Raw genomic sequence first — 25,433 nt, forward strand, 5'->3', positions numbered from 1 at the left:
GGTACGGACTACAGGTCCGTGGAAAGGGGTCGTCGGGAGGCGACAGAATGCCGGGCGCAGCAGGCGCCAGGCACGCAAGGCAGGGTTTTGTTCAGACACGCGCCTTTTCGAACGCCGGACAGGCGAACCGCGGCGGGTTCGTTGGCGAGAAAAGCGGCCACTGGGCAGGTAGCCCGGGAACAATCAAGAAGCAAACGCACACTCACTGACCAGACAAGCAATCAAACATTGCGGGCTGCAGCATACAGGTTTTTTCGGCGCGGTGCGCGCCCGGGCGGCGACGCGCCTGACCACGCGGCCTCGCCGCCTCACCACGGGTGAACCTGCACCTGCATGCTGCGGTAGCCGCGGATGATGTTGGACTTGGCCCGCACCGGGCCGCCGACGACCTCGACCATGCGGAAGCGCTTCATGATTTCTTCCCAGGACACGCGCAGCTGCATTTCCGCCAGGCGGTTGCCCATGCAGCGGTGGATGCCGAAGCCGAAGGACAAGTGGTGCCGGGCGTTCTCGCGGTCGATCTTGAAGCGCATCGGGTCGGCGATCACCTCGTCGTCGCGGTTGCCGGACACGTACCACATCATGACCTTGTCGTGCTTGCGGACCTGCTTGCCAAACAGTTCGGTGTCCTGCGTGGCGCGGCGGCGCATGCCAAGGATCGGCGTCTGCCAGCGGATGATCTCGGACACCATGTTCGGGATCAGCGTGGTGTCGCGGCGCAGCTTGTCGTACTCGGCCGGGTTCTGGTTCAGCGCCAGCACGCCGCCGGTGATCGAATTGCGCGTGGTGTCGTTGCCGCCGATGATCAGCAGGATGATGTTGCCCAGGTATTCCATGGGCGAGTCGATCATGTTTCGGGTGCGCTCGGAATGCGCCAGCATGGAGATCAGGTCGTTACCCGGCTTGCTGACCCGCTGGTGCCACAGCCGCACGAAATGTTCGGCGCAGTCGGCCAGCGCCACGTCGCGGTCCTCGGGGGTGATGAAGTCGCCGCCGCTGATGTCGGGCGCGCCGGTGGTCGCGTCCGACCAGAAGGTGAGCTTGCGCCGTTCCTCGAAGGGAAAATCGAACAGGGTCGCCAGCATTTGGGTCGTCAGTTCGATCGACACCCGCTCCACCCAGTCGAAGGTTTCGCCGACCGGCAGCTCGTCCAGGATCTTGCCGACCCGTTCGCGGATGATCGGCTCGAGCTTGGCCAGGTTGGCTGGCGCCACCACCGGCTGCACCGCCGCGCGGTGCACGTCATGCTTGGGCGGGTCCATCTGGATGAAGCTCTGGAAGGGGATTGCTTCCGGCAGGTCGGCGATGGTGATGGTCGGCTCGGACGAGAACAGCTGGTGGTTTTTCTCGACGTGGGCGATGTCGTTGAACTTGGTCACCGACCAGAACGGGCCGTACTCGCTGTCGGCGCAGTAGTGCATCGGCGCTTCCCGGCGCAGGCGCTCGAAAAAGCCCCATTGCGCGTCGTGCTCGTAAAGGTCGGCCTGACTGACGTCGATTTCTTCCAGCGGGATGTCGTATGGATCGACATCGATCATTCTGAGGCGATTTACCGAATCCAACATGGCTCTCTCCTCCGTGAGTGAGTATCGGCAGGCGGCTGGCTTTGCCTACATCTGGAAGGCGGGCAGCTGCACGACGAGGCCTTCGAGCGCGTCGGAGACCTGAATCTGGCAGGACAGGCGCGAGGTCGGCGTGCGCTCGGGCGTCGGGTTCAGCATTTCCTGCTCTTGCGGGTTCGGTCCGCCGAGTCGCGCGTACCAGTCCGGTGGCAGGATGACGTGACAGGTGGCGCACAGACACTTGCCACCGCAGTCGGCATCGATTCCGGGCACGGCGTTTTGCACCGCCGCCTGCATCAGTGAGCGGCCGTCGCGGGCCTGCACCTCGTGCCGCGCGCCGTTTGCCTCTACGAAAACCACCTTCGTCATGGTTGCGCCTCCTTGCGCTGCGGGGTATGCCTTGCCGTGAATTCGAGTATACGCAGGATTGCGCCTTTAGCAATCGTTCGTTCAGCTCGTCGGGCCGGCGGACGAGCCGGCGGGTAGGCGCGCCGATCCCGCAAACGGCAGCGTTATCATGCCGCGCCCTGCTGCCACCACAGCCCGTCCGTGAACCCACCCGCCCCTGCCCTGAACTGGACCGCGCCAGCCACCGTGTCGACGCGCGGTCTGCTGGTCCTGGCCGGGTTTTTCATCGGCCTGCGGCTGGTGTTCTTTCCGCTGCTCGATCCGATCGTCGACGAAGCCTATTACTGGCTCTACTCGCAGCGGATGGAGCTGGCCTTTCTGGATCACCCGCCGCTGGTGGCGTGGCTGAACTGGCTCGGCACGCACCTGCTGGGCAACACGCCGGCCGGCGTGCGGCTGGGCGCGATCGGCTGCGGACTGATTGCGCTGGTCTACATCTACCGCCTGACGCGGGAGGTCGGCGGGCACGAACAGGCGCTGGCGGCGGTGCTGCTCGGCTGCGCCCTGCCCGGCTTTTTCCTGTCCGGTTTTCTGATGACGCCGGACGCGCCGCTGGTGGCGGCCTGGTCGGCCGGGGTGTTTTATCTGCACCGGGCACTGGTGCGAGACCAGCGCGGCGCCTGGCTGGGCGTCGGCCTGGCGATGGGCCTTGGCCTGCTTGGCAAGTATCCGATCGTGCTGCTGGCGGCCGGCGCCGCCGGCTTCGTGCTGAGCGACCCGCTGGCCCGGCGCTGGCTGGCCCGCCCGCAGCCCTATCTGGCCGCGCTGTTGGCGCTGGCGCTGTTCTGGCCGGTGTTGGCGTGGAACGCGGCTCACGACTGGGCTTCGTTTGCCTTCCAGAGCACCCGGCGCGTGCAGCAGAACTACGAGTTCTCCACCCATTTGTTGGTGGCGCACGTCCTGCTGCTGCTGTTCCCGACCGGAGCACTGGCCGCCTGGGGCGTCGCCACCCGTCCTGCGTGGCGGGCCCAGGCGGTGGCAGACGCGCGCAGCCGGCGCCTTTTGCTGTGGACGGCGGCGGTGCCGTTTGGCGTTTTTTTCGCGTTCAGCCTGTTCAACTACCCGCACTTTCACTGGACCGGGCCGGCCTACATCGGCCTGCTGCCGTTTCTGGCCACCACGCTGGTGCTGCCGGCGGCGCCCGCTGACCGGCTGGGGCGTTTCCTCGCGCGCGCCTGGCGACCCACGCTGTACCTGCTGGGCGCGATCTACGCGACCACGGCGGTGTACATCGTGTTCGGCCTGCCGGGCGTGCCGTACCCGAGCCGCAACGTCGATTACCTGGCCTGGCGCGAGGCGGCTGCGGCGGTGCACCAGCTCGAACAACAGGTGGAACGCGACACCGGCCAGCGACCGCTGGTGGCCGGCATGAGCAAGTGGTCGATCGCGGCGGGTCTGGCCTTTTACGACACCGACGGCCGGCGCGACAACATCACCTCGCGCAACATCGTCGGGCGCGGCGGGGCGATGTTCGAGTACTGGTTCGACGATCAAAGCAATGGCAGACGGCCAGTGCTGCTGGTCGATTTCGAGCGCAAGGATCTGGAAGACCCTTCGGTCGAGGCGGCGCTGGTCGATGTCGGCCCGATCCAGGAACAGATCATCCACTGGCGCGGGCAAGTGATTCGCCACCTCTACTACCGCGTTGCCGCCGGCTACCGGCCGGCGGCGGTGCAAAGGACACGCTGAGCCATGCGCCTGCTGCTGCACTTGGCCCGCGCCTATCCTGGCCGCAGCCTGCTGACGCTGCTGTCGCTGTTGCTGGCCGGGCTGCTGGACGGACTGGGCCTGTCCTCGCTGCTGACCATGCTGGTGACGGTGGCGGATGACGGTGCCGGTCAGCCGCTGCCGGCGCAGCAGGTGACGCGGTTTCTGGCCATGTTGGGTATCCCGCCGCGGCTCGGACCGCTGCTGGCCCTGATGGTGATTGCCATGGTGGTAAAGGCGGTGATGACCCTGGCCGCCAACGCCCAGGTGGGCTACACCATGGCACGCGTGGCGACCGACCTGCGCCAACGCCTGTTGCGCGCGGCGCTGTCGAGCCGCTGGGAGTACTACCTGCACACGCCGATCGGCGCGCTGTCGAACGCCATATCCGGCGAGGCGAACCAGGCGGCCAACGCCTATTTCTGCGCGGCGCAGATGATGGCCGTACTGGTGCAGGCGCTCATCTACTCGGCGCTGGCGATGATGGTGTCCTGGCAGGCGACGCTGGCGGCGCTGCTGCTGGGCGGCCTGCTGATGGGCGCCATGGGCGGACTGGTACGCCGCGCGCGCCGCGCCTCCAGACGCCAGCATAAGCTCACCGCGCAGCTGGTGATCTACCTCACGGACGTGCTGCAGTCGGTCAAGCCGCTGAAGGCCATGGGGCGCGAGGATCTCGCCGACGGCATCCTGGCCGCCCAGACGCGGCAGATCGACAAGGCCCTGCGCCGGCAAGTGATCGCCAAGGAGGCCCTGCCGGCGGTGCAGGACCCGTTGTTTGCCTCGCTGACGGCCGGCGGGCTGTATCTGGCCATCCAGCATCTGGGCCTGTCGCTGGCCTCGGTGATGGTGGTGATCTTTCTGCTGGCGCGGGTGCTCGGCTATTTCAGCAAGACGCAGCGCCAGTACCAGGCCATGGTGGCCTCCGGCACCGCCTACTGGCGCATGCTCGCGGCGATCGAGCGGGCGCAGTCGGCGGCGGAGCCGCCGGCCGGCGGCGCAACGCCGCGCCTGGAACGCGGCATCGAGTTGCGCGGGGTGCGCTTCGCCTACGGCGAGCGGGCCGTGCTGGACGGCGTCGACCTGAACATCCCGGCCCGGCAACTGACCACCCTGATCGGTCCGTCCGGCGCCGGCAAGACCACGCTGGTGGACATCGTCATCGGCCTGCTGCAGCCGCAGTCCGGGCAGGTGCTGATCGACGGCGTGCCGCTGGAGACGCTGGACCGGCGCGCCTGGCGGCGCATGATCGGCTACGTGCCGCAGGACACGCTGCTGCTGCACGACAGTGTGTTGGTGAACGTGACGCTGGGCGATCCGGCGCTCGGCCGTGAAGACGCCGAACGCGCGCTGCGCCAGGCCGGCGCCTGGGACTTCGTGGCGACCCTGGAACAGGGCCTGGACACGCCGGTCGGCGAACGCGGCGGCAAGCTGTCCGGCGGGCAGCGCCAGCGCATCGCCATCGCCCGCGCGCTGATCCACCAGCCGGCGCTGCTGATCCTGGACGAGCCGACCTCGGCGCTGGACGCCGCCGCCGAGATGGCCGTGCGCGACACGCTGCGCGAATTGAAGGGCCGCTATACGCTGCTGGCCATCACCCACCGGCCGGCGCTGCTGGACGTTTCCGACCACGTCTTCCATATCGCCAAAGGCACCCTGCACCCGGCCGGCGAGCCGGTCAGCTGATGGCCACGCTGCGCAAGCGCGTGTGGCTGCCGCTGCGGCGCGTCTGGCGGCGCGGCGTGTTTCGCCTGCTGCGCGCCGTGGCGCGTGCACTGGCCAGCCGTCCGCTGACCACGCGCCGGGTCGGGCGCTTCGTTGGCGGGCTCAACTACGCCCTGCGCCCGGCCCAGCGGCGACGCGATCTTGCCAATCTGCGTCTGGCCCTGCCGGGGCGGCCGGCGGCGGAACTGCCCGCCATCGCCCGCGAATCGCTGTGCGACGCCAGCGTCGGCGCGCTCGAGTTCCTGCAGATGGTCGACGGCAGGCTCGAGCTGGCGCAGTTCCTGGGGCCGATCACGGCCCACGGCCGCGAGCATCTGGATCGGGCCCTGGCCGGCGGGCGCGGCGTGCTGGGCGTGGGCCTGCACCTGGGACATTTCAGCAAGGTGCCGCTGTGGTTGGCGCAGGCCGGCTACCCGGTCACCATCGTCATCCGCGAGGCGCGCCAGGTGCCGCCGGGCTACTACATCGGAGCGCTGCAGCGCTTGGGGATAGAAGCGATCCGCATCGAGCGCGACCAGGCTGCCGCGCCGCGCGTGCTCGACGCCCTGCGCCGCGGCCGGTTGGTAATGATCTACCTGGACCAGGGCGTCAAGAACGACGGCGGCATCCAGATCGAGTTCCTGGGCAAGCGCGTGCCGATGCCGGCCGGGCCGCTGGTGCTGGCGCGCCGGGCGCGGGCGCCGATCGTGCCGGTGTTCCTGCATCCGGAACTGCACGAAGTGGTGATCCACCCGCCGCTGCCGGCGCCGGCCGGCACACTGCGCGAGGACGACCCGACCCTGCAGACCCTGTATCGCCTGGCGGAGGCCGAAATCCGCGCCCATCCCGCCTTTTGGCAGTGGCGCTACCGGCGCTGGGGACGCAGCTGAGCGGCGCGCCGCGGCGCCTCAGAACGGATTGCGCACGATGCCGCCATCGACCCGCAGCGCGGCGCCGGTGGTGGCAGAGGCCAGCGGACTGACCACGTAGGTGACCAGCGCCGCCACCTCGGCCGGCTCGGCAAAACGCCGGATCAGCGAGCTCGGCCGGGCACGGTTGAAGAACTCGCGCTCGATGTCGGCCACCGGCTGGCCGGCCTCGGCGGCCATCTTTTCGAGGAAGCCCACCACGCCGCGCGAGCGGGTCGGCCCCGGCAGCACGCTGTTGACGGTGATGCCGGTGCCGGCCAGCGACTCGGCCAGGCCGCGCGAGACGGCCAGCTGGGCGGTCTTGGTCATGCCGTAGTGCACCATCTCGGCCGGAATGTTGATGGCGCTCTCGCTCGAAACGAACACGATGCGCCCCCAGTCGCGCCGCCGCATGGCCGGCAGGCAGGCCCGCGCCAGGCGCACGCCGGCCATCACGTTGACCTCGAAAAAACGCAGCCAGTCGGCGTCCGGAATGTCCTCGAAGGGTTTGGCATCGAAGATGCCGAGGTTGTTGACCAGGATGTCCACGTCCGGGTAAGCCGCCGCCAGCGCCGTGCACACCGCCGCCTCGCCCAGATCGCCGGCAAAGCCCAGCCCCGACACGCCGGTATCGGCCAGCAGGCTGCCCAGCGCCGCGTCCACGCCGGCCTGTGTGCGGCCGGTGATGATGACCTGCGCGCCCTCGCGCGCCAGGCTGACGGCGATGGCGTAACCGATGCCGGCGGTGCTGCCGGTGACCAGCGCGCGCTTGCCGGTGAGTTGCAGATCCATGGCGCCTCCTTGGTCGCGGGACGTGTCGAGAAGGACGGCAAGAATGCCCGTTTTCAGCCGCTCATCAAACCGTGGCCGCCGCCGGCGTGAGCTCGAAGCCGGTATAGCCCTGCGCCGCCACCTCATCGCAGCGCTGCCGGTACGGTCCGAGGCCACCGAGGTAGGCCATGAACACGCGCGGCTTGCCAGGCACGTTGGCGCCGACGTACCAGGAATCTGCCTGCGGCATGAGCGTGGCGTCGGCCACCGCCGCGACGTGCGCCTCCCACTGCGCCTGCGCCGGGGCGCTGGCCTCGATGCAGCGGATGCCGCGGGCACGCAGGTAGGCAAGACAGTCGGCAATCCAGTCCACGTGCTGCTCGATGGACATCACCATGTTGGTGAATACCGACGGACTTTGCGGTCCGGTGATCAGGAACAGGTTCGGGAAGCCGGCGCTGGCCAGGCCCAGGTAGGTGTGCGGGCCGTCCGCCCATGCCTCGCGCAGGCTGCGGCCGTTGCGCCCGCGGATGTCCATGGCCAGCAGGGCGCCGGTCATGGCATCGAAGCCGGTGGCGAAGATCAGCGCATCGAGCCGGTATTCGGCCTCGCGCGTGCGCAGGCCGTGCTCGGTGAGCGTCTCGATCGGCGTGGCGCGCAGGTCGACCAGCGTCACGTTGTCGCGGTTGAAGGTCTCGTAGTACTCGGTGTCCAGACACAGGCGCTTGGTGCCCAGCGGATGCGTGCTCGGGCACAGCCGCTCGGCAAGGTCGGGATCCTTGACCGTGGCGCGGATCTTGCGGCGCACGAACTCGGCCACCCGCGCGTTGGCCTCCGGGTCCACCAGCACGTCCGGCGCGGCGGCCAGCAGACTCATGGCGCCGCCCTGTGCCCACAGCGTTTCGAGCGTCTGATTCAGCTCGGCGGGCGGAATGTCGCGCGTGCGCCGCGGCGCCTCCGGTACCGCGACGGGAATTCCGAACAGCGATCGGCGGCTCAGCGCGCGGCGATCCGGGTAACCGGCCTTGATGCGCTGCTGTTCGGCCGCCGGCAGCGGGCCGTTGCGCGCCGGCACGCTGAAGTTGGCGGTGCGCTGGAACACCGTCAGGTGTTTGGCCTGGCGGGCCACCTGCGGGATCACCTGGATGGCCGTGGAACCGGTGCCGATCACGCCCACGCGAAGGCCGGTGAAGTCGACACCGTCCTTCGGCCAGGCGGCGGTCAGATAGGTGGCGCCGGCAAAGCGTTCGATGCCCGGCAGCTCGGGCGCCTTGGGTACCGACAGGCAACCGGTGGCCATCACGCAATGGCGCGCCGTAACTGGCTGGCCACGGTCGGTTTCGATGCGCCACAGGCCGGCGTGTTCATCGAAATGCGCCGCCGTGACGCGGGTATTCAGCTCGATGTCGCGGCGCAGGTCGAAGCGGTCGGCGACGTGGTTCAGGTAGGCCAGGATCTCCGGCTGGCGCGGGTAGCGCTCGGTCCACTGCCACTCCTGCTCCAGCTCGGGCGAGAAGGAATACGAATAGTCCACGCTCTCGATGTCGCAGCGGGCACCCGGATAGCGGTTCCAGTACCAGGTGCCGCCGACGCCGTCGCCGGCCTCGAACACGTGCGCCGTGAAGCCGGCCTCGCGCAGCTTGTGCAGCATGTACAGGCCGGCAAAGCCGGCGCCGACGATGACCGCGTCGAAATCGGGGGGCAGGGGTGGCGTGATGCGTGGGTCGTTCATGGGTCTCTCCTCGTCCTCGTTTTATGTGTCCTTCGGGTCGCCGCGCCAAGATACACCCCGCGCGGCGCCCGCCACCGTCAGTGGCTACGGGTTGATTTCCGCGTCCTGATCGGTCGGCGCCAGCCGCTCCCAGCGCCCGTGCTGGTAGGCGTGCAGCGGCTGGTAGCGACTCTTGTAGGCCATTTTTTCCGAATCGGCGATCCAGTAGCCCAGATACAGCCAGGGCAGGTTGCGCTTACGGCATTCCTCGATCAGCCGCAGCACGCCGAAGGTGCCCAGGCTGCGGCGGGCCAGCGCCGCGTCGTCCGCCTCATAGAAGGTGTACACCGCCGATAGGCCCTGCGGCATCTGGTCGATGACGCTGACCATCACCAGCCGACCGTCGAGCCGGTACTCCAGGCTGGAGGTGTCGATGAAGCGGCTGCGCAGGAATTCGAGCTGCTCGCGCGCGTCGCGCACGCCCGCCCGGCCGTCGTGGCGCGCCACCTGATAGCGGTGGTAGAGGTCCAGATGCTCGGGGCCGAATTCGGTGCGCGCGCGGCTGACGGTCAGGTCCTGATTGCGCTGCCAGGCGCGGCGCTGGGCGCGGTCGGGCAGAAAATCCGCCACCGGAATGCGCACCGGCACGCAGGCGGTGCAACCGCGGCAGTGCGGTCGGTAGACGTTGTCGCCGCTGCGGCGAAAGCCGTAATCGATCAGGCGGGCGTAGGTCTCGGTGTCGATGACCTTGTTCGGGTCGGCGAACAGCATCACCGCCTCGCGGTCCGGCAGGTAGCTGCAGGTCTGCGGTTCGGTGGAGAAGAAAAACAGCCGTCCGAAGCGGGTGTTAAAGATCATCATCGACGTGCCAGGGTCCGCGTGGGTCCGGTGGTCGGGCGAGCCGGTCGAGCCATGTTAAGAACTCGGCCCGCGGCATGTCCACGGCGCCCAGGCTTGCCAGATGGCCCGAACTGACCTGACAGTCGATCAGCCGGCAGTCATGGTTTAGCAAATACCGCACCAGATGCGCAAACGCCACCTTGGACGCATCGGTGCACCGGCTGAACATGGACTCGCCAAAAAACACCTGCCCCAGCACCACGCCATACAGGCCGCCGACCAGCTCGCCGTCCTGCCAGGCCTCGACGCTGTGCGCGTAACCCAGCCGGTGCAGCGCGCCATACGCGCTGCCTATGGCCGGTGTGATCCAGGTACCGCTGGCGCCCGGCCGCGGCGCGGCGCAGGCGGCGACCACGGCGTCGAAGGCGGTATCGAAACTGACCCGATAGTCGCCCCGCGTCAGGCGCCGGCGCAGACTGCGCGAAGGCGCGAAATCCTGCGGCCACAGCACGGCGCGCGGCTGCGGCGACCACCACAGGATCGGGTCACCCTCGCTGAACCAGGGAAAGATGCCGCGCCGATAGGCGTCGATCAGCGTCGCCGGTTGCAAATCGCCGCCCGCCGCGAGCAGGCCGTTGGGTTCCTCACAGGCCTGTTCCGGTGGCGGCCAGCCGACCCGCCAGCGAGCCTCGCGCACCCAGTACAGGCGCGGTCCGCTCAAGGCTGCTCGCGGCGAAACGGCGAGTGCTCCGCCAGCAGCTCGCGGTAGCGCTCCATCTCGCCGGTCTCCTCGACCAGATAGTCGGCCACCGCATCGGCGAACCGCGGCTCGGCCAACCAGTGCAGGGAATGGGTCGGCACCGGCAGAAAGCCGCGACTCAACTTGTGCTCGCCCTGCGCGCCGGCCTCGAAGCGCGCAAGACCCTGGTCGATGCAGTACTCGATGGCCCGGTAATAGCAGGTCTCGAAATGCAGGCTGTGGTAGTCGGCCAGGCAGCCCCAGTAGCGGCCGTACAGCGCGTCCGTGCCCTGCAGGTTGAGCGCCCCGGCCACGTAGCGGCCATCGCGCACCGCCAGCAGCAGCACCACGCAATCGGCCAGCGTCTCGCCCAGACGCTGGAAGAACGCTTCGGTCAGATACGCAATCGCCCCGTGGCGGGCCACCGTGGCGCGGTAAAACCCGTACATCGCCGCCCACTCGACCGCGCCGGCATGGCTGCCCGGCACCACCTCGACGCGGATGCCGGCCTCGGCCACCTGGCGGCGCTCGCGGCGGACCTTCTTGCGCTTCTCGGCCGTCAGCGCGGCCAGGTAATCGTCGAAGCTGCCGTAGCCGCGGTTTTCCCAATGAAACTGGTGCCCGACGCGCTGCAACCACTGTCCGCCGGCCAGCGCCGTCGTCTGCCGCTCGGGCGTGAACAGCCAGTGCACGGACGACGCCCGCAGCGCCTTGGCGTGCGCAATCAGCGCCTCGCCGGCCGTGGCCAGCAGCGCCGCCTCGTGCGCGCCCGGCGCCAGCAGCAGCCGCGGCCCGGTCACCGGCGTGAACGGCACCGCCACCACCAGCTTCGGGTAGTAGCTCAGGCCGGCGCGCTGGTAGGCGTTGGCCCAGGCCCAGTCGAACACGTACTCGCCGTAGGAGTGCTGCTTCACGTACACCGGCGCCGCCGCCAGCAACCGGCCGCCCTGCTCGATCAGCAGATGCTGGCTGGCCCAACCGGAGCGGCCGTCCACGCAGGCGGATTCCTCCAGCGCCAGCAGGAATTCGTGCCGCAAGAATGGGTTGCCGGCCAGGTCGAGGCCGTTCCACGACGCAGCGGGAACGGCCTTGATGCTGTCGACGAAACGGGTCTTGACGCGGTCCGGCACCGGATGGATTCGAGTCAGCAATGAGGGGGCACGCCACCGAAAAACCGTAGGAGCCCGGCTACGCCGGGCGATGCCCCAGCGACACACAACGGTGGCGATCAATTGTAGGAGCCCGGCTACGCCGGGCGATCATCGCGCAGCGCAGCTGCGCTCCTGCATGCAAGGGTAACAGCGGCACCCGGCTTGCCGCGCCACCGGCGCGCCCGGTTAGAATGCCGCCCACCTGAGGAGCGCTGCAACGGGATTCCCGCCAGGCTCAGGCCGTCCAACCGCGCTCGCTACCCCGTGACCCGCGGCGGGAGCGAGCTGTCAGCAACCAGCCCCCCGCCCGGTCGTCCGAATCAAGGAGTGACCGCGTGAACGCCATCCAGAAACCGCACGACTTCCTGGTCGCCGATCTTGCCCTGGCCGACTGGGGGCGCAAGGAAATCGCCATCGCCGAGAGCGAAATGCCCGGCCTGATGGCCACCCGCGCCGAGTACGGCGCCGCCAAGCCGCTGGCCGGCGCGCGCATCGCCGGTTCCCTGCACATGACCATCCAGACCGCGGTGCTGATCGAAACGCTGCAGGCGCTGGGTGCCGACATTCGCTGGGCGTCCTGCAACATCTTCTCGACCCAGGACCACGCCGCCGCGGCCATCGCCGCCGCCGGCACGCCGGTGTTCGCCGTCAAGGGCGAGACGCTGGACGAGTACTGGGCCTACACGCACCGCATCTTCGATTTCGACGGCGGCGCCAACATGATCCTGGACGACGGCGGCGACGCCACGCTGCTGCTGATCCTGGGCGCGCGCGCCGAACAGGACGCCAGCGTCATCGCCAAACCCGAAAATGACGAGGAAGTGGCCCTCTACAAGGCCATCCGCGAGCGCATCGCCAGCCAACCGGGCTGGTACAGCCGCCAGCTGGCCGGCATCCGCGGCGTGACCGAGGAGACCACCACCGGCGTCAAGCGCCTGTACCAGATGGCCGCCGAGGGCCGCCTGCCGTTCCCGGCCATCAACGTCAACGACTCGGTCACCAAGAGCAAGTTCGACAACCTGTACGGCTGCCGCGAGTCGCTGGTGGACGGCATCAAGCGCGCCACGGACGTGATGATCGCCGGCAAGATCGCCGTGGTGGCCGGCTACGGCGACGTCGGCAAGGGCTGCGCGCAGTCCCTGCGGGGCCTGGGCGCCAGCGTGTGGATTACCGAAATCGACCCCATCTGCGCCCTGCAGGCGGCCATGGAAGGCTACCGCGTGGTGACCATGGACGAGGCCGCGCCGCTGGCCGACATCTTCGTCACCGCCACCGGCAACGTGGACGTCATCACCCACGACCACATGGCGGCCATGAAGACGCAGGCCATCGTCTGCAACATCGGCCACTTCGATTCCGAAATCGACGTCGCCTCGCTGCGCCAGTACCGCTGGGAGAACATCAAGCCGCAGGTCGATCACATCATCTTCCCGGACGGCAAGCGCATCATCCTGCTGGCCGAAGGGCGCCTGGTGAACCTCGGCTGCGCCACCGGCCACCCGAGCTTCGTGATGTCCAACTCCTTCACCAACCAGGTGCTGGCGCAGATCGAGCTGTTCTGCCACGGCGATCGTTACCAGAAGCAGGTCTACGTGCTGCCCAAGCACCTGGACGAGAAAGTCGCCACGTTGCACCTGGCGCGCATCGGCGCCCGCGTGACGCGCCTGACCGACAAGCAGGCGGCGTACCTGGGCCTGTCGCAGCAGGGGCCGTTCAAGCCCGAGCATTACCGCTACTGAGGCCCGGCCGTGAGCAGCGCGCCCAGCTTCAGCTTCGAGTTCTTCCCGCCGCGCAGCGACGAGGCGGCGGCGCGCCTGGCGGAGGCGCGCCGCGCCCTGCTGCCGCTGCGGCCCGGTTACGTGTCGGTCACCTTCGGCGCCGGCGGCAGCACGCGGGATCTGACGCTGGACACCGTCGCCACCCTGCAGCGGCAGGACGGCGTGCCGGTGGCGCCGCACATCTCCTGCGTCGGCGCCACCGCGGCCAGTCTCAGCGAACTGCTGGACGCCTACCGGGCGCTGGGCATCCGCCGACTGGTGGCGCTGCGCGGCGATCTGCCGTCCGGCATGGGCGACACGCCGGGCGAATTCCGCTACGCCAGCGACTTGGTGGCCTTCATCCGCCGCCAGACCGGCGACTGGTTTCACCTGGAAGTGGCCGCCTACCCGGAAGTCCACCCGCAGGCCAGGAGCGCCCGCGCGGACCTGGAGGCCTTCGTGCGCAAGGTGCAGGCCGGCGCCGACGGGGCCATCACGCAGTATTTCTTCAACGCCGACGCCTATTTCCGCTTCTGCGATGCGGCCGCCGCGGCTGGCGTCACGGTGCCGATCGTGCCCGGCGTGATGCCGATCACCAACTACACGCAACTGGCGCGCTTCTCGGCCGCCTGCGGGGCGGAAATCCCGCGCTGGCTGGCGCGCCGGCTGGAGGACTACGGCGACGACCTCGACGGCCTGCGCGCCTTCGGGCTGGACGTGACCCTGGCGCTGTGCCGCCGCCTGCTGGAAGGCGGCGCGCCCGGCATCCACTTCTACACCCTGAACCGCGCCGAACCGACCGCCACCCTGTGGCAGGCCCTGGGCCTGGGCCAGCCGACCGAGTCCTGCTGACACGCGCGGCGGTGCGCCGCTCCCGCAGATCCACCACCGTGGGAGGCCCGCCCTCGGGCCGAATGCCGGTGGGAAGATTCGCGGCGAGGGCGCCGCTCCCACAGCTGCTCCACTCCCACAGATCCACGACCGTGGGAGACCCGCCCCCGGGCCGAATGCCTGAGCCCGGACCTGTGGGAGGCCCGCCCCCGGGCCGAATGCCGGTGGGAAGATTCGCGGCGAGGGCGCCGCTCCCACAGCTGCTCCACTCCCACAGACTCACGACCGTGGGAGGCCCGCCTCGGGCCGAATGCCTGAGCCCGGACCTGTGGGAGGCCCGCCCCCGGGCCGAATGCCGGTGGGAAGATTCGCGGCGAGGGCGCCGCTCCCACAAACCCACCTCGGGCCGAATGCCTGAGCCCACTGGGCTTGCCGCGTCAGCCAACCGATAACGAGCTTGAACGGGTGCTATTGTCGGCCCTGTCTACAGGACCTGAGGATCCCGGCATGGGCACCAAGTTCTCCGAGGATGTGATCCCGCTGGCCGACCTGAAGGTCAACCCCGGCCGCGTCGTCAAGCATGCGACAGACGCGCACCGGCCTGTGCTGCTGACCAGCCGCGGGCGCGGCGTGGCCGTGGTGCAATCGCTGAACGACTACGAGGCGGCCGAGGAGGAACGCGCATTCATGCGGGCGGTCGTTGCCGGTCTGGCCGACCTCGAGGCGGGCCGAGAGCTGTCGCTTGCACAGGCCAAGGCGCGGCTCGGTCTGAAGTAGCCGCGTGGCCAAGGCCGCCATCCGGCTCGCCGAATCCGCGCTGGCCGATCTGGAGTCGATACGGGCGTGGTACGCCGGACAGGGCGTGCCCGAGGTGGGCGAGCGCTTGCTTGGCCAAATCGTTGCGAGCATCGAGGCACTCGCCGATCATCCGGACATGGGGCGTATCGTCCCCGAGTTCGACCAGCCTTTTCTGCGCGAGCTGATCCGGCCACCGTTTCGCATCGTCTATCGGCGTGACCCGAAGCACGTGCGTGTCGTTCGGGTCTGGCGCAGTGAGCGCCTGCTCGACGTGCCGGACCAAGACGCGCCCTGACGCGCCGAATCTGCGAATCAATACGCCATCAATGACTCACCCGCCGCTCGAAGGCGCGTTTCCCGCAGATCCACGACCGTGGGAGGCCCGTCGCCGGGCCGAATGCCTGCGCCCAGCCTTGTGGGAGGCCCGCCTCGGGCCGAATGTCGGTTGAAAGATTCGCGGCGAGGGCGCCGCTCCCACAAGGGTGACCCCGGCCGAATGCCTGCGCCCAGCCTTGTGGGAGGCCCGCCTCGGGCCGAATGTCGGGTTGGAAGATTCGCGGCGAGGGCGCCGCTCCCACAAGGGTGCCGCTCCCGCAAGCCCGCCGCCGGGCCGAATGCCTGCGCCCAGCCTTGTGGGAGGCCCGCCTCGGGCCGAATGTCGGTTGGAAGATTCGCGGCGAGGGCGCCGCTCCCACAAGGGTGCCGCTCCAAGAATCGGGCAATTTTTGTCATATTTTGACAATCTGCGTCCGGCGGTGCCGTCGCGGTCGGCGGTGTGGGCGATGCCATGCAAACACACGGCGCGCCGGCCCGGTCGGTCCCGGCACCTGCCGGGCGCCGCCACAATGCCGGCGTCATCCAATACTTCATATTTATATCAATCAGTTGTACATCACCCGGCGGACCGGGCAAGCCTCCGATGCGGCGCTCGCCAAGGCACCCCGTCCGACCGCCGCCCCGGCGCTGGCACGTGAATTGCTCTACTACATCCGCGCGCCGGCTCAAGGTCGCCCGCATCGGGTCGTTGACTATTCGGCCACGGTGGCAGGGGGCGGATTGCCGCCGACGCCGACTGGCAATCATTCATCCTTCAATGGGAGATACGCAGATGCAGAAACTTCAACAGGGCTTCACGCTCATCGAACTGATGATCGTGGTGGCCATCATCGGCATCCTGGCCGCGCTGGCCGTGCCGGCGTACCAGGACTACACCATCCGGTCGAAGGTGGCGGAAGCGGCCTCGCTGGCCTCGGCGGTGCGCACGGCGATTGACGTTGCCTTTAGCGAATCCGGCACGCTGGCCGGCTTGCCGACGACCCATGCGTCGTTGGGGCTTTCCCTGGCCACGTCTTATAAGGCGAAATACGTCTCGACGGTTGCGGTTGGAACTGGCGGTACGGTCACTGTGACGATGACGAACGTGAGTGATTTTCCCACGGCTGTTGCGGGTAAGACGGTTATCTACGAGCCGATTAATCGGGGCGGCAACCTCGAATGGGTGGTCAGCGCCGGCCCATCAACCGTACCCGATAAATACCTGCCGCGTCGTTAAGCCGGTCAGGTTGGTTAAAAAGGGCGGCTTCGGCCGCCCTTTTTTATCTGCAACAGTGGTCGGCGGATGAACCCTCGGCATCGCACGCTCGCCCTGGCCGGGTTGCTGGTTCTGGTCGGGCTGGTCTACTGGCCCGGCCTGTCCGGCCCCTGGTTGTTCGACGATTTCTCCAATATCCGCGACAACGCCTTCCTGCGCGTGACGGCGCTGGACTGGCAGTCCCTGAGCGGCGCCGCAAGCTCGCTGGCGGCGGGGCCGCTCGGCCGGCCGATTGCTTATCTCAGTTTCGCGCTCGACCACTATTTGCACGGCGACGCCAGCCCGTACGCCTACAAGCTGACCAACCTCGCCATCCACGGCCTGAACACGCTGCTGGTGGCGGCGCTGCTGGGCGCCGTGTTGGGCCGTCTGGCGGCGCGGCAGGTGTTGCCGGTGCGACTGGCCGCGCCCGCGGCGCTGGTGCTCACGGCGCTGTGGGCGCTGCACCCGATCCAGATTTCCAGCGTGCTGTACGTGGTGCAGCGCATGACCAGTCTTTCGGCCACCTTCGGGCTGGCGGCGCTGCTGTGCTGGCTGCGCGCGCGCGCGCATATTCTCGTAGGAGCGGGCCATGCCCGCGACCGGGACGCTGGACCTGGCCACGACGCCGCCAATCCTGAAACCGTCGCGGTCGCGGCCATGGGCCGCTCCTACACCCCGGACCTGACGCAACCGCCTGTCGGAGCGGGCCATGCCCGCGACCGGGGCGCCGTGCCCGGGCATGACGATGCGCATTTACCCGCCACTGCGGTCGCGGGCATGGCCCGCCCCTACAGCGTCGGCACGGGACGTGGTCTGCCGGGCTGGCTCGCGCCACTGGGCTGGCTGCTGGCCGGCGTGGCGTTTGCCCTGCTCGGCGCCTTCACCAAGGAAACCGCCGTCCTGCTGCCGCTGTACGCGCTGCTGCTGAACCGGGTGCTGTACCCGCAGGCGCCGTACTGGCAACGCTGGCTGCGCGTGCCCGCCGGGCTGCGGCTGGCGCTGCTGGTGGCGGCGCTGACGGTGGTGTTCGGCCTCGCCGCCTGGTATTGCGCGTCGGGCTACGCCGGCCGGCCCTTCACGCTGACCGAGCGCGTGCTGACGCAGGCGCGGGTGCTGTGGTTCTACATCGGCCTGGTGGCGCTGCCGCGCATCGATGCATTTGGCCTGCACCACGACGACATTGCGCTGTCCATCGGGCTGCTGGCGCCGTGGACCACGCTGCCGGCCTTGCTGGGGCTGGCCGGGCTGGCACTGCTCGGCTGGCGGTGCCTGGACCGCCGGCCGCTGGTGGGCCTGGGCCTGCTGTGGTTCCTGGCCGGGCATGTGCTGGAATCCACCGTGGTGCCGCTGGAAATCGCCCACGAGCACCGCAACTACCTGCCGAGTCTGGGCCTGCTGCTGGCCGGCGCGGGCGTGCTGCTGCCGCTGGTCGAACACTGGCGGCGGCGGGCGACGGTGGCGCTGGTGGCGACCCTCGGCGCCCTGCTGGCCGCCACCACGGCGCTGCGGGCCGATCAGTGGGGCGATGAGCTGGGCATGAGCCGCTACGAGGTTCGCCACCACCCCGGTTCGGCCCAGGCTCGCAACAATCTGGCCGCCGATCTGGTGTGGCGCGGCCACTACGCAGAGGCCCGTGAACACCTCGAGGCGGCGATCGAACTGGCGCCGTGGGAAGTGGGCTACCCGATGAACCTGGTCGGCGCCTATCGGGTGCAGAAACTGGACCCCCCACCGGCGCTGAGCGCGGAAATCCTGGAGCGCATTCGCACCCAGCCGCTGAGCGCCTTCGGCAGCTCGACCCTGAAACGCTACAGCGAGTGCCTGCCGAAGGCTTGCACGTACATGACCGACGACGTCACCGGCTGGCTGGAGGCCTACCTGGCCGGCGGCCAGCCGACCTTCGATCGCTCCTACGTGCAGTTCCTGCTTGGCCGCGCCTACCGCGAGCAGGGGCGCATCCAGGACGCGCTGAACGCCTTCCAGCGCGCCCACGACCTGGACCCGCGCTACCTGCACCCGCTGTTCGAGCAGGCCAACATCCTGCTGAGCCTGCGCCAGTGGGACACCGCGGCGCTGGTGCTGGACAGCATCCGCGCCGCCAACGAAAACGCATATCAGCGCCTGGACCGGCAGATTGCGGAACTCGATGCAGCGATTGCCAAGGGGCGGGGCGGCAAATGAGCTGGCGTGTCCCCGCCACCGGACTGCGTGGCCTCTGGCCGTGGGAGGCCCGCCCCCGGGCCGAATTGGGCCGGTGGGGGTGTGTGGATTCGGTGCCGGCGGCTTCGCGGCGAGGGCGCCGCTCCCACATGCCCGCCCGGGCCGAATGCCTGAGCCCGGGTTTGTGGGAGGCCCGCCCTCGGGCCGAATGCCTGAGCCCGAGCCGTGGGAGGCCCGCCCCCGGGCCGAATGTCTGAGCCACGACCGTGGGAGCCCGCCCCCGGGCCGAATGTCGGTGGGAAGATTCGCGGCGAGGGCGCCGCTCCCACAGGGGCGGTGCTCCCACGGGGGCGACGCCCCAGCAAGCGCCGCTGTCGCGAATGAAAATCCATATACCCAAAATTGATGGCGCTGAGGCCGGACGCCGGCTGGTGACGCAACAGCAACTATGAAACTGCCCCGCAAATTGCAGGCGGCCGCCCTGCTGGCCACGCTGGCGCTGGTGGTGCTGGCCTATCTGCCGGGCCTGCGCGGGCCGTTCGTGTTCGACGATTACCCGAACATCCTGAACAACCCGGCGGTGGCGGTGACCGAATTCACGCCGCAGGCGCTGGGCGCGGCGGCGCTTTCCAACACCAGCGGGCCGCTGGGCCGGCCGCTGGCGGCGCTGTCGTTCGGTATCGACCATTACCGGGCCGGGGGGTTCTATCCACTGGCCTTCAAGCTGAGCAATCTGGCCATCCACCTGCTGAACGTGCTGCTGGTGTATGCGCTGGCCGGGCGCCTGGCGCGCCGGCTGGGTGCGGGAGAGATGGCGCCGACGGTAGGGCTGTTCTGCGCCCTGCTGTGGGGCCTGCATCCGCTGCAACTGACCAGCGTGCTGTACGTGGTGCAGCGCATGACCAGCCTGGCGGCGACCTTCACGCTGGCGGCGATGCTGTGCTGGCTGCAGGCGCGGGAGCTATGGGCGGGTTCGGGCGCGGGCGGTGCCGGCGATACGGCCAACGTGGGCCCGGTTGGCCCCACGGGCACAAGCCGACGCGCGTCGACCGGTGAAGGGCAGACGTCGGGTTACGCTGCGCTAACCCGACCTACGGGCTGGCTGCTGGCCTGCGGGGTGTTGTTCGTGCTCGGGATGCTGAGCAAGGAAAACGCCATCCTGCTGCCGCTGTATCTGGGGGTGATCGAGCTGTGCCTGTGGCGCTGGCACGACACCGCCGACGCCGACCACGGCCGTCGGGCGGCGACGTGGTTTTTTGCCGTGACGCTGCTGGCGCCGCTGCTGGTCGGCCTGGCGCTGTTCGTCTGGCAGCCGGGGCTGCTTCTGGATGGCTACGCCAGCCGGCCGTTCACGCTGGGCGAGCGGCTGCTGACCGAGGCGCGGGTGCTGTGGTTTTACGTGGGCCTGGTGCTGCTGCCGACGCCGGCGCGGCTGGGTCTGTATCACGACGACATTGCGACCTCGACCGGGCTGCTGGAGCCGTGGACCACGCTGCTGGCCCTCGACGGCTGGCTGGTGGTGCTGATGGCGGCGCTGCTGCTGCGCCGACGGGCCCCGGCCTTCACCTTCGGCGTGCTGTGGTTCCTGGCCGGGCATGTGCTGGAATCGACCGTGGTGCCGCTGGAGATTGCCCACGAGCACCGCAATTACCTGCCCAGTTTCGGGCTGCTGTTCGCCGCCGTGTATGGCGTGGCCCGCTTTGCCCGACATACCGGCAACCGGCGTGTCTACGCCGTGCTGGGTCTTGCCACCGCGCTGGCGCTGGGCTTTGGCACCTTCGGCCGGGCGGCGTCCTGGCACAGCGAGGAGACCATCATCGAGGCGCTGTATCGCCATCATCCGCAGTCGGCTTCGGCGCAGCAGATGATGGGCGAGCTGATGCTCAAGCGCTATGGCCAGCCGGCGCAGGCGGTGGCGCATTACCGGCGCGCCTACGAACTGGCGCCGTGGGAGACCGGCTATGCGATCCGGGCCGCCTGGGCGGATCGCGCCGCCGGCGAGCCGGTGCCAACGCTGGCCGAGCAGGACGTGATCGCCAAGGCGCTGCGCGAACGCCCGCTGCCGCCGACCACGCTGATCGCGCTGCAGAGCCTGAGCGACTGCGCGCTGGCCGGCGAGGCGCCGTGCCGGGATCTGACGCCGGCGCTGCTGGCCTGGCTGGCGGCGGCCGCCGAGAACCCGCGCATCAACGCCGTCAGCCTGACGCAGGTGACGATCAACTACGGCCAGATCTGCCTGCAGACCGACCGTTTCGACCAAGGCCTGGCCTGGGTGCAGTCGGCCTACCGGCGCTCGTCGCAGCCGGTGTTTCGACTGATGGAAGCCAATTTCCGGATGCTGCAGGGCGACCTGGACGGCGCCTCGGCGGTGCTGGACGAGGTCCGCCGCGTGCCGGAATTGAGCGCCACCGACGCCGGCCACCTGGCCGTGCTGCGGGACGCGATCGCAAACCGCCGCGCCGGCGCGGTGGCCGGCGATGGTCCGCCACGCTGAGTGTGGCCGGCGCCGGTCAATCCGGCAGGCTGAGGGTGTCCTGAATCACCTGCACCGCGCGCTGCTACGCTGTAGGCGGCGCCGCCCTTCTTTTCCTCACCGCCACATTGCCCGAGCATCCCCATGACCGACACCCCGCCCGAGCTGTCCATCGTCCTGCCGGCGCGCAACGAGGCAGCGGCGCTCGAAAAGCTGCTGCCGGTGCTGCGCGGGCAGTTTCCGCAGGCGCAGATCATCGTCGTCAACGACGGCTCGACCGACGACACCAGCGCCCTGTGCGCCCGCCACGGCGTGCAGGAAGTGCGCCACCGCTACAGCATCGGCAACGGTGGGGCCGTCAAGTCCGGTGCCCGCGCGGCGCGCGGCGAGCTGATCGTGTTCATGGACGCGGACGGCCAGCACGACCCGGCCGACATCCCGCGCCTGCTGGCGCGGCTGGGCGAGGGCTACGACATGGTGGTCGGCGCCCGCGACGGCAGCTCGCAGGCCAGCGTCGGCCGCTCGCTGGCCAACCGCCTGTACAACCGCGTGGCCAACTACATGACCGGCCAGCACATCGCCGACCTGACCTCCGGCTTTCGCGCCGTGCGGGCGGACAAGTTCCGCGAGTTCCTGTTCCTGCTGCCGAACGGCTTTTCCTACCCGACCAGCATCACCATGGCATTTTTCCGCGCCGGCTATGGGGTTGCCTACGAGCCGATCGTGGCCGCGCGGCGCACCGGCCGCAGCCACATCCGCCCGCTGCACGACGGGGCGCGGTTCCTGCTGATCATCTTCCGGGTGGCGACGCTGTACTCGCCGCTGAAGATCTTCGCGCCGGTGTCGGGCCTGAGTTTCCTGGCCGGTCTGGCGAACTATCTGTACACCTACGCCAGCAATGGGCGCTTCACCAATGCCAGTTCGGTCCTGTTCACCACCGCCGTGGTGGTGTTCCTGATGGGCCTGATCTCGGAGCAGATCACCACCCTGCTGTATGCGACGGCGGCGCGCGAGCGGCGCGACGAGGACTGACCGGCCGCAAGCCGCGGGACCCACCCGAGGCCGAATGCCCGAGCCACAGGCTGTGGAAGGCCCGCCCCCGGGCCGAATGTCGGGTTGGAAGATTCGCGGCGAGGGCGCCGCTCCCACAGGTGCTCCACTCTCACAGGCGGCGCCGGCCTGCCGGGGCGCTCACGGCCGGCGGGCGATGGTCACGCTGACCAGACCCGGCGGCGGCACCGACTGGGCATCCACGCGCAGGCCGGCGGCCTCGATCAGCGCTTTCTGCTGCGACAGCGACAGCAGCTCGTTGCCCCAGAAGCGCTCGATGAACTGCGTCATGGCGCAGCTTTGCGCCGCGCGCAGGCCCTCCACCGTTTCCGGGTAGGGCTCGTCCACCACCAGCAGTACGCCGCCGGGCTTCAGCGCGGCAAAGGCCCCGGCCAGGATGTCGGCGCGCACCGCCGGCAGCGTCTCGTGCAGCACCTGGATCAGTGTCACCAGGTCGAAGCTCGCGGCCAGGTCCACGCTCTCGGCCGATGCCAGGCGTGCCTGGGCACGCTCACCGACACCCGCCTCGGCCAGTCGCGCGTTGGCCAGTTCGACCGAGCGCGGCTCCACGTCCAGCCCCAGCAGCCGGCCGTTTGGATAGGCGCGCGCCAGCGCCAGCAGCGTGCCGCCCATGCCGCAGCCCAGATCCAGCACGGCCAGATCATCACGGCCGGCGAATTCCGGCAGGCCGGGCAGGATGCTGGCGGCGACGAACCCGGCGATGCCGGCGGTGACATCGGCCACGCCGGCGATGAAATCGGCCTCGTGCTGCTGGAAGGTGTAGGTGCCGCCGGTTTTGAGCAGCGCCGGCATGCGCTCGAAATCGCGCCCGCTGATGTGGTGAAAGCCGGCCAGGGCACCCAGATAGCTGTTGTGCTCCGGGCGCGCCAGCAGCGGCGCCATGTGCTCGGCCAGGCGGTAGCGGTCGCCGGCCAGGTCCAGCAGCTCGAGCGCGTAGCCGGTTTGCAGGAAATGGCGCGTGTACTCGGCATCCAGGGCCTGCGCGGCGGCCAGATCCTGCGGCGTCAGGCCGTCGGGCGCGGCGGCCAGCGCCCGAAACAGGCCGGTTTCGACGCCCAGCGCGATGAAACGGGTGGCGTTGTAGCCCAGGAAATACTGGGTCAGTTTCTGCATCTGCGAGACGCGATCGGCCATGACTCCCCCGGTGTCGTGTGCGCGGCGCACGCCGGCACACCGGTCGCTGCGGCTCAGGCCGGCTGGCGATGCTCCCGGCGCAGGCGTTCGGTCAGCTGTGCGGCCGGCATGGGCCGGGCGAAATGGTAGCCCTGCATCAGGCGGCAGCCGAATTCCTGCAGGATTTGCGACTGCGCCGGCGTCTCGACGCCCTCGGCCACCACGCCCACGCCAAAGGCCTTGGCGACGGCCAGAATGGCCTGCACCACGGCGCGGTCGCCGCTCGCGCCGGGCAAGCCGGCCACGAACGCGCCGTCGATCTTCAGGCGATCGACCGGCAGTTCGCGTAGATTCGCCAGGGATGCGTGACCGGCGCCGAAGTCGTCGATGGCAAAGCGCACGCCCAGCGCCCGGCAGGACTGCATCACCGCCCGCGCACGCGGCAGGTCTTCCAGGGCCGCGGTTTCGGTGATTTCCAGCACCAGCCGTTCACGCGGCAGGTCCGGGTGCTCGGCCAGCAGCTCGATCAGTCCGGACAGGAAGCCCTCCTCCAGAAACTCGCGCGCCGACACGTTGACCGCCACCGCCAGCTCGTACCCGTCGCGGTGCCAGGCGGCCGCCTGGGCCAGGGCACTCGTGAGCACATAGCGGCCCAGCGCCAGCATCAGGCGCCGGCTGTGGCGCTCCACGTCCGGGATGAAGGTGCCCGGCGGGCGCAGGCTGCCGTCCGGCTGCGGCCAGCGCAGCAGCGCCTCGACGGCTATGGTGTTGCCACTTGGCAGATCGACGATCGGCTGGTAATGCAGCACGAAGTGGCCTTCGGCCAGTGCCTGCTCGACCTGTTCGAGCAGCAGTTCGCGCTGGCGCACGGCCTGCGCGATGCTCTGGTTGAAGAAACAGATCTGCCGCCCGCCGCGCCGGCGCTTGGCCTCGTACATGGCCAGGTCCGCATTGGCCAGCAGGGTGCCGGCTTCCTCGCCGTCGTCCGGAAAGGCGGCAATGCCGATGCTGGGCGCCACCGCGGTGGTGCCGCCGGCCACGGACACGCGCAGGCTCAGACGCGCCAGCACCCGCGTCGCCACTGTGGCGGGCTCCTCCGGCCAGCGCCGGTATTCCATCAACAGCACGAACTCGTCGCCGCCCAGACGGCCGATCACGTCGCCGCCGCGCACGACCTCGCGCAGGCCCTCGGCCACCTCGCGCAGCAGGCTGTCGCCGGCGGCGTGACCGGCGCGGTCGTTGACCGCCTTGAAGCCGTCCAGATCGATCACCATCAGCGCGTAACGACGCCCGTAGCGCTTGCCGTCGGCCACCGCCTGGCGCAGGCGCTCCAGAAAATGGCCGCGGTTCGGCAATCCGGTGAGGTCGTCGTGATTGGCGCGGTGCTGCAGGCGCTGTTCCAGCCGCCAGCGCTGGTGCGCCACGCCCAGCTGTGCGGCGATGGTGGCCAGCAGCGCCAGCAATGGCTCGTCGGGCGCATGCACAGGGTTCTTGAACCACGACACCACCAACAGCCCGATCGGCTCGCCGGCACTGTGCAGCGGCAGGGCCAGATTGGCGCGCAGGCCACTGGCGACGAACTCGGCCATGGCGCCCGGATGCGCCGGGTAGTCGGGCACGAACACCGGTTGGCGGGTGGCCAGCGCCTGGCCGGCGACACCACTGTGCCGATCGAAACAGTAGCCGAGGAACTGGTCGCGGTAGGCGTCCGGCACGCCCAGAAAAAATTGGTACTCCAGCAGGTCATCGGCGTTCAGCAGGATCAGCGCCGCGGCATCGGCGCCGACCAGATCCGCCGCCGCCCCCGCTGCCTTGCGGAAAAAAGCCTCGAAATCGGCCTCGAGCGACAGTGCCTCGATCACCTGACGCAGAGTCTGGATGGCAGTGGAGGCGGATGACTGACTTGAAGGCATGTTGCAGACCGGACACCGAAGGACGCGTGATTTCAGCAGGCCGCCACGCAGGATGCATCAGCAAGACCTGGGCACGATGGGGACGACCGTTTCCCCGCGCTGTCGCCACCGGCGCGATGGGACGGCCCTTCGCGGAAACTGCCGAAGCAATATTGGCGCCAACGCCAGCGCCGGCAACGCTTCGCAACCGTGTTTGAAATGCGCGCAAAATTGGCCCTGCGGTACCGACATCGCACCTTAACAGTG

The 25,433-nt window shown here is 69.2% G+C and carries 20 protein-coding genes and 1 riboswitch; of the genes, 11 read left to right on the forward strand and 9 right to left on the reverse strand.

The window, feature by feature from the left end; genetic code table 11:
- Positions 1 to 308: 308 nt before the first annotated feature.
- Positions 309 to 1,565, reverse strand: a complete 1,257-nt coding sequence (locus H5U26_RS04830) for a cytochrome P450 (protein WP_290617214.1) — start codon at positions 1,563 to 1,565, stop codon at positions 309 to 311.
- Between the two features lie 45 nt (positions 1,566 to 1,610).
- Entirely contained in the window at positions 1,611 to 1,931 is a 321-nt protein-coding gene (locus H5U26_RS04835; RefSeq protein WP_290617216.1) for a 2Fe-2S iron-sulfur cluster-binding protein, read from the reverse strand.
- 180 nt (positions 1,932 to 2,111) lie between these two features.
- Between H5U26_RS04835 and H5U26_RS04840 the strand changes: the two genes are divergently transcribed.
- The 3 genes from H5U26_RS04840 to H5U26_RS04850 are packed head-to-tail and all read left to right on the forward strand — an operon-like array spanning position 2,112 to position 6,268.
- Entirely contained in the window at positions 2,112 to 3,659 is a 1,548-nt protein-coding gene (locus tag H5U26_RS04840; RefSeq protein ID WP_290617218.1) for a glycosyltransferase family 39 protein, read from the forward strand.
- Positions 3,660 to 3,662: 3 nt separating this feature from the next.
- On the forward strand, positions 3,663 to 5,360 hold the full coding sequence (locus tag H5U26_RS04845) for an ABC transporter ATP-binding protein (protein WP_290617220.1): 1,698 nt from the start codon (positions 3,663 to 3,665) through the stop codon (positions 5,358 to 5,360).
- Positions 5,360 to 6,268, forward strand: a complete 909-nt coding sequence (locus H5U26_RS04850; protein ID WP_290617222.1) for a lysophospholipid acyltransferase family protein — start codon at positions 5,360 to 5,362, stop codon at positions 6,266 to 6,268. Before H5U26_RS04845 ends, H5U26_RS04850 begins: the two co-directional genes overlap by 1 nt.
- An 18-nt stretch (positions 6,269 to 6,286) precedes the next feature.
- On the opposite strand, the gene H5U26_RS04855 is transcribed toward H5U26_RS04850, so the two are convergent.
- From H5U26_RS04855 to H5U26_RS04875, 5 genes are all read right to left on the reverse strand, one after another.
- Positions 6,287 to 7,078 (reverse strand): SDR family oxidoreductase, encoded by a 792-nt coding sequence (locus tag H5U26_RS04855; protein ID WP_290617224.1) that lies wholly within the window; start codon positions 7,076 to 7,078, stop codon positions 6,287 to 6,289.
- A gap of 64 nt (positions 7,079 to 7,142) precedes the next feature.
- Positions 7,143 to 8,789, reverse strand: a complete 1,647-nt coding sequence (locus tag H5U26_RS04860; protein WP_290617226.1) for an NAD(P)/FAD-dependent oxidoreductase — start codon at positions 8,787 to 8,789, stop codon at positions 7,143 to 7,145.
- A gap of 84 nt (positions 8,790 to 8,873) precedes the next feature.
- The gene (locus tag H5U26_RS04865) at positions 8,874 to 9,626 is read right to left on the reverse strand and encodes an arginyltransferase (protein ID WP_323759222.1); all 753 of its coding nucleotides are present in this window, start codon (positions 9,624 to 9,626) and stop codon (positions 8,874 to 8,876) included.
- Positions 9,616 to 10,329, reverse strand: coding sequence for a leucyl/phenylalanyl-tRNA--protein transferase (aat, locus tag H5U26_RS04870; RefSeq protein ID WP_290617230.1), 714 nt, complete (start codon positions 10,327 to 10,329; stop codon positions 9,616 to 9,618). Before aat ends, H5U26_RS04865 begins: the two co-directional genes overlap by 11 nt.
- Positions 10,326 to 11,498, reverse strand: coding sequence for a GNAT family N-acetyltransferase (locus H5U26_RS04875; RefSeq protein ID WP_290617232.1), 1,173 nt, complete (start codon positions 11,496 to 11,498; stop codon positions 10,326 to 10,328). Before H5U26_RS04875 ends, aat begins: the two co-directional genes overlap by 4 nt.
- Positions 11,499 to 11,696: 198 nt before the next feature.
- Positions 11,697 to 11,761: riboswitch (S-adenosyl-L-homocysteine riboswitch) on the forward strand.
- 72 nt (positions 11,762 to 11,833) lie between these two features.
- On the opposite strand from H5U26_RS04875, the gene ahcY reads away from it, so the two are divergent.
- From ahcY to H5U26_RS04920, 8 genes are all read left to right on the forward strand, one after another.
- Positions 11,834 to 13,237: an adenosylhomocysteinase gene (gene ahcY / locus H5U26_RS04880; protein ID WP_366055881.1), complete on the forward strand. Its 1,404-nt coding sequence runs from the start codon at positions 11,834 to 11,836 to the stop codon at positions 13,235 to 13,237.
- 9 nt (positions 13,238 to 13,246) lie between these two features.
- On the forward strand, positions 13,247 to 14,107 hold the full coding sequence (metF, locus tag H5U26_RS04885; RefSeq protein ID WP_290617234.1) for a methylenetetrahydrofolate reductase [NAD(P)H]: 861 nt from the start codon (positions 13,247 to 13,249) through the stop codon (positions 14,105 to 14,107).
- A 486-nt stretch (positions 14,108 to 14,593) separates the two neighbouring features.
- Positions 14,594 to 14,863 (forward strand): type II toxin-antitoxin system Phd/YefM family antitoxin, encoded by a 270-nt coding sequence (locus H5U26_RS04890; RefSeq protein ID WP_290617236.1) that lies wholly within the window; start codon positions 14,594 to 14,596, stop codon positions 14,861 to 14,863.
- A 4-nt stretch (positions 14,864 to 14,867) separates the two neighbouring features.
- Positions 14,868 to 15,179 (forward strand): type II toxin-antitoxin system RelE/ParE family toxin, encoded by a 312-nt coding sequence (locus H5U26_RS04895; RefSeq protein WP_290617238.1) that lies wholly within the window; start codon positions 14,868 to 14,870, stop codon positions 15,177 to 15,179.
- An 813-nt stretch (positions 15,180 to 15,992) separates the two neighbouring features.
- Complete coding sequence (locus H5U26_RS04905; protein WP_366055882.1) at positions 15,993 to 16,436, forward strand: pilin; 444 nt, start codon at positions 15,993 to 15,995, stop codon at positions 16,434 to 16,436.
- 66 nt (positions 16,437 to 16,502) lie between these two features.
- Complete coding sequence (locus H5U26_RS04910) at positions 16,503 to 18,638, forward strand: tetratricopeptide repeat protein (RefSeq protein ID WP_290617240.1); 2,136 nt, start codon at positions 16,503 to 16,505, stop codon at positions 18,636 to 18,638.
- 427 nt (positions 18,639 to 19,065) lie between these two features.
- On the forward strand, positions 19,066 to 21,111 hold the full coding sequence (locus tag H5U26_RS04915) for a hypothetical protein (protein ID WP_290617242.1): 2,046 nt from the start codon (positions 19,066 to 19,068) through the stop codon (positions 21,109 to 21,111).
- Between the two features lie 123 nt (positions 21,112 to 21,234).
- Positions 21,235 to 22,122, forward strand: a complete 888-nt coding sequence (locus H5U26_RS04920; protein WP_290617244.1) for a glycosyltransferase family 2 protein — start codon at positions 21,235 to 21,237, stop codon at positions 22,120 to 22,122.
- Between the two features lie 159 nt (positions 22,123 to 22,281).
- Here H5U26_RS04920 and H5U26_RS04925 read toward each other — a convergent pair whose 3' ends face one another.
- Positions 22,282 to 23,295, reverse strand: a complete 1,014-nt coding sequence (locus tag H5U26_RS04925) for a class I SAM-dependent methyltransferase (protein WP_290617246.1) — start codon at positions 23,293 to 23,295, stop codon at positions 22,282 to 22,284.
- Positions 23,296 to 23,348: 53 nt separating this feature from the next.
- Positions 23,349 to 25,187 (reverse strand): EAL domain-containing protein, encoded by a 1,839-nt coding sequence (locus H5U26_RS04930; RefSeq protein WP_290617248.1) that lies wholly within the window; start codon positions 25,185 to 25,187, stop codon positions 23,349 to 23,351.
- Positions 25,188 to 25,433: the final 246 nt, after the last annotated feature.

Origin of the sequence: Immundisolibacter sp. (assembly GCF_014359565.1) — a bacterium.
Classification (GTDB): Bacteria; Pseudomonadota; Gammaproteobacteria; order Immundisolibacterales; family Immundisolibacteraceae; genus Immundisolibacter.

Bases quoted from the DNA above. Each gene is read 5' to 3' on its own strand.
- H5U26_RS04890 (WP_290617236.1), top strand. From the start codon at position 14,594: ATGGGCACCAAGTTCTCCGAGGATGTGATCCCGCTGGCCGACCTGAAG.
- H5U26_RS04830 (WP_290617214.1), bottom strand. From the start codon at position 1,565: ATGTTGGATTCGGTAAATCGCCTCAGAATGATCGATGTCGATCCATAC.
- H5U26_RS04910 (WP_290617240.1), top strand. From the start codon at position 16,503: ATGAACCCTCGGCATCGCACGCTCGCCCTGGCCGGGTTGCTGGTTCTG.
- H5U26_RS04925 (WP_290617246.1), bottom strand. From the start codon at position 23,295: ATGGCCGATCGCGTCTCGCAGATGCAGAAACTGACCCAGTATTTCCTG.
- H5U26_RS04845 (WP_290617220.1), top strand. From the start codon at position 3,663: ATGCGCCTGCTGCTGCACTTGGCCCGCGCCTATCCTGGCCGCAGCCTG.
- H5U26_RS04865 (WP_323759222.1), bottom strand. From the start codon at position 9,626: ATGATCTTTAACACCCGCTTCGGACGGCTGTTTTTCTTCTCCACCGAA.
- H5U26_RS04930 (WP_290617248.1), bottom strand. From the start codon at position 25,187: ATGCCTTCAAGTCAGTCATCCGCCTCCACTGCCATCCAGACTCTGCGT.
- H5U26_RS04850 (WP_290617222.1), top strand. From the start codon at position 5,360: ATGGCCACGCTGCGCAAGCGCGTGTGGCTGCCGCTGCGGCGCGTCTGG.
- H5U26_RS04860 (WP_290617226.1), bottom strand. From the start codon at position 8,789: ATGAACGACCCACGCATCACGCCACCCCTGCCCCCCGATTTCGACGCG.
- H5U26_RS04835 (WP_290617216.1), bottom strand. From the start codon at position 1,931: ATGACGAAGGTGGTTTTCGTAGAGGCAAACGGCGCGCGGCACGAGGTG.
- H5U26_RS04855 (WP_290617224.1), bottom strand. From the start codon at position 7,078: ATGGATCTGCAACTCACCGGCAAGCGCGCGCTGGTCACCGGCAGCACC.
- H5U26_RS04915 (WP_290617242.1), top strand. From the start codon at position 19,066: ATGAAACTGCCCCGCAAATTGCAGGCGGCCGCCCTGCTGGCCACGCTG.
- H5U26_RS04920 (WP_290617244.1), top strand. From the start codon at position 21,235: ATGACCGACACCCCGCCCGAGCTGTCCATCGTCCTGCCGGCGCGCAAC.
- H5U26_RS04905 (WP_366055882.1), top strand. From the start codon at position 15,993: ATGCAGAAACTTCAACAGGGCTTCACGCTCATCGAACTGATGATCGTG.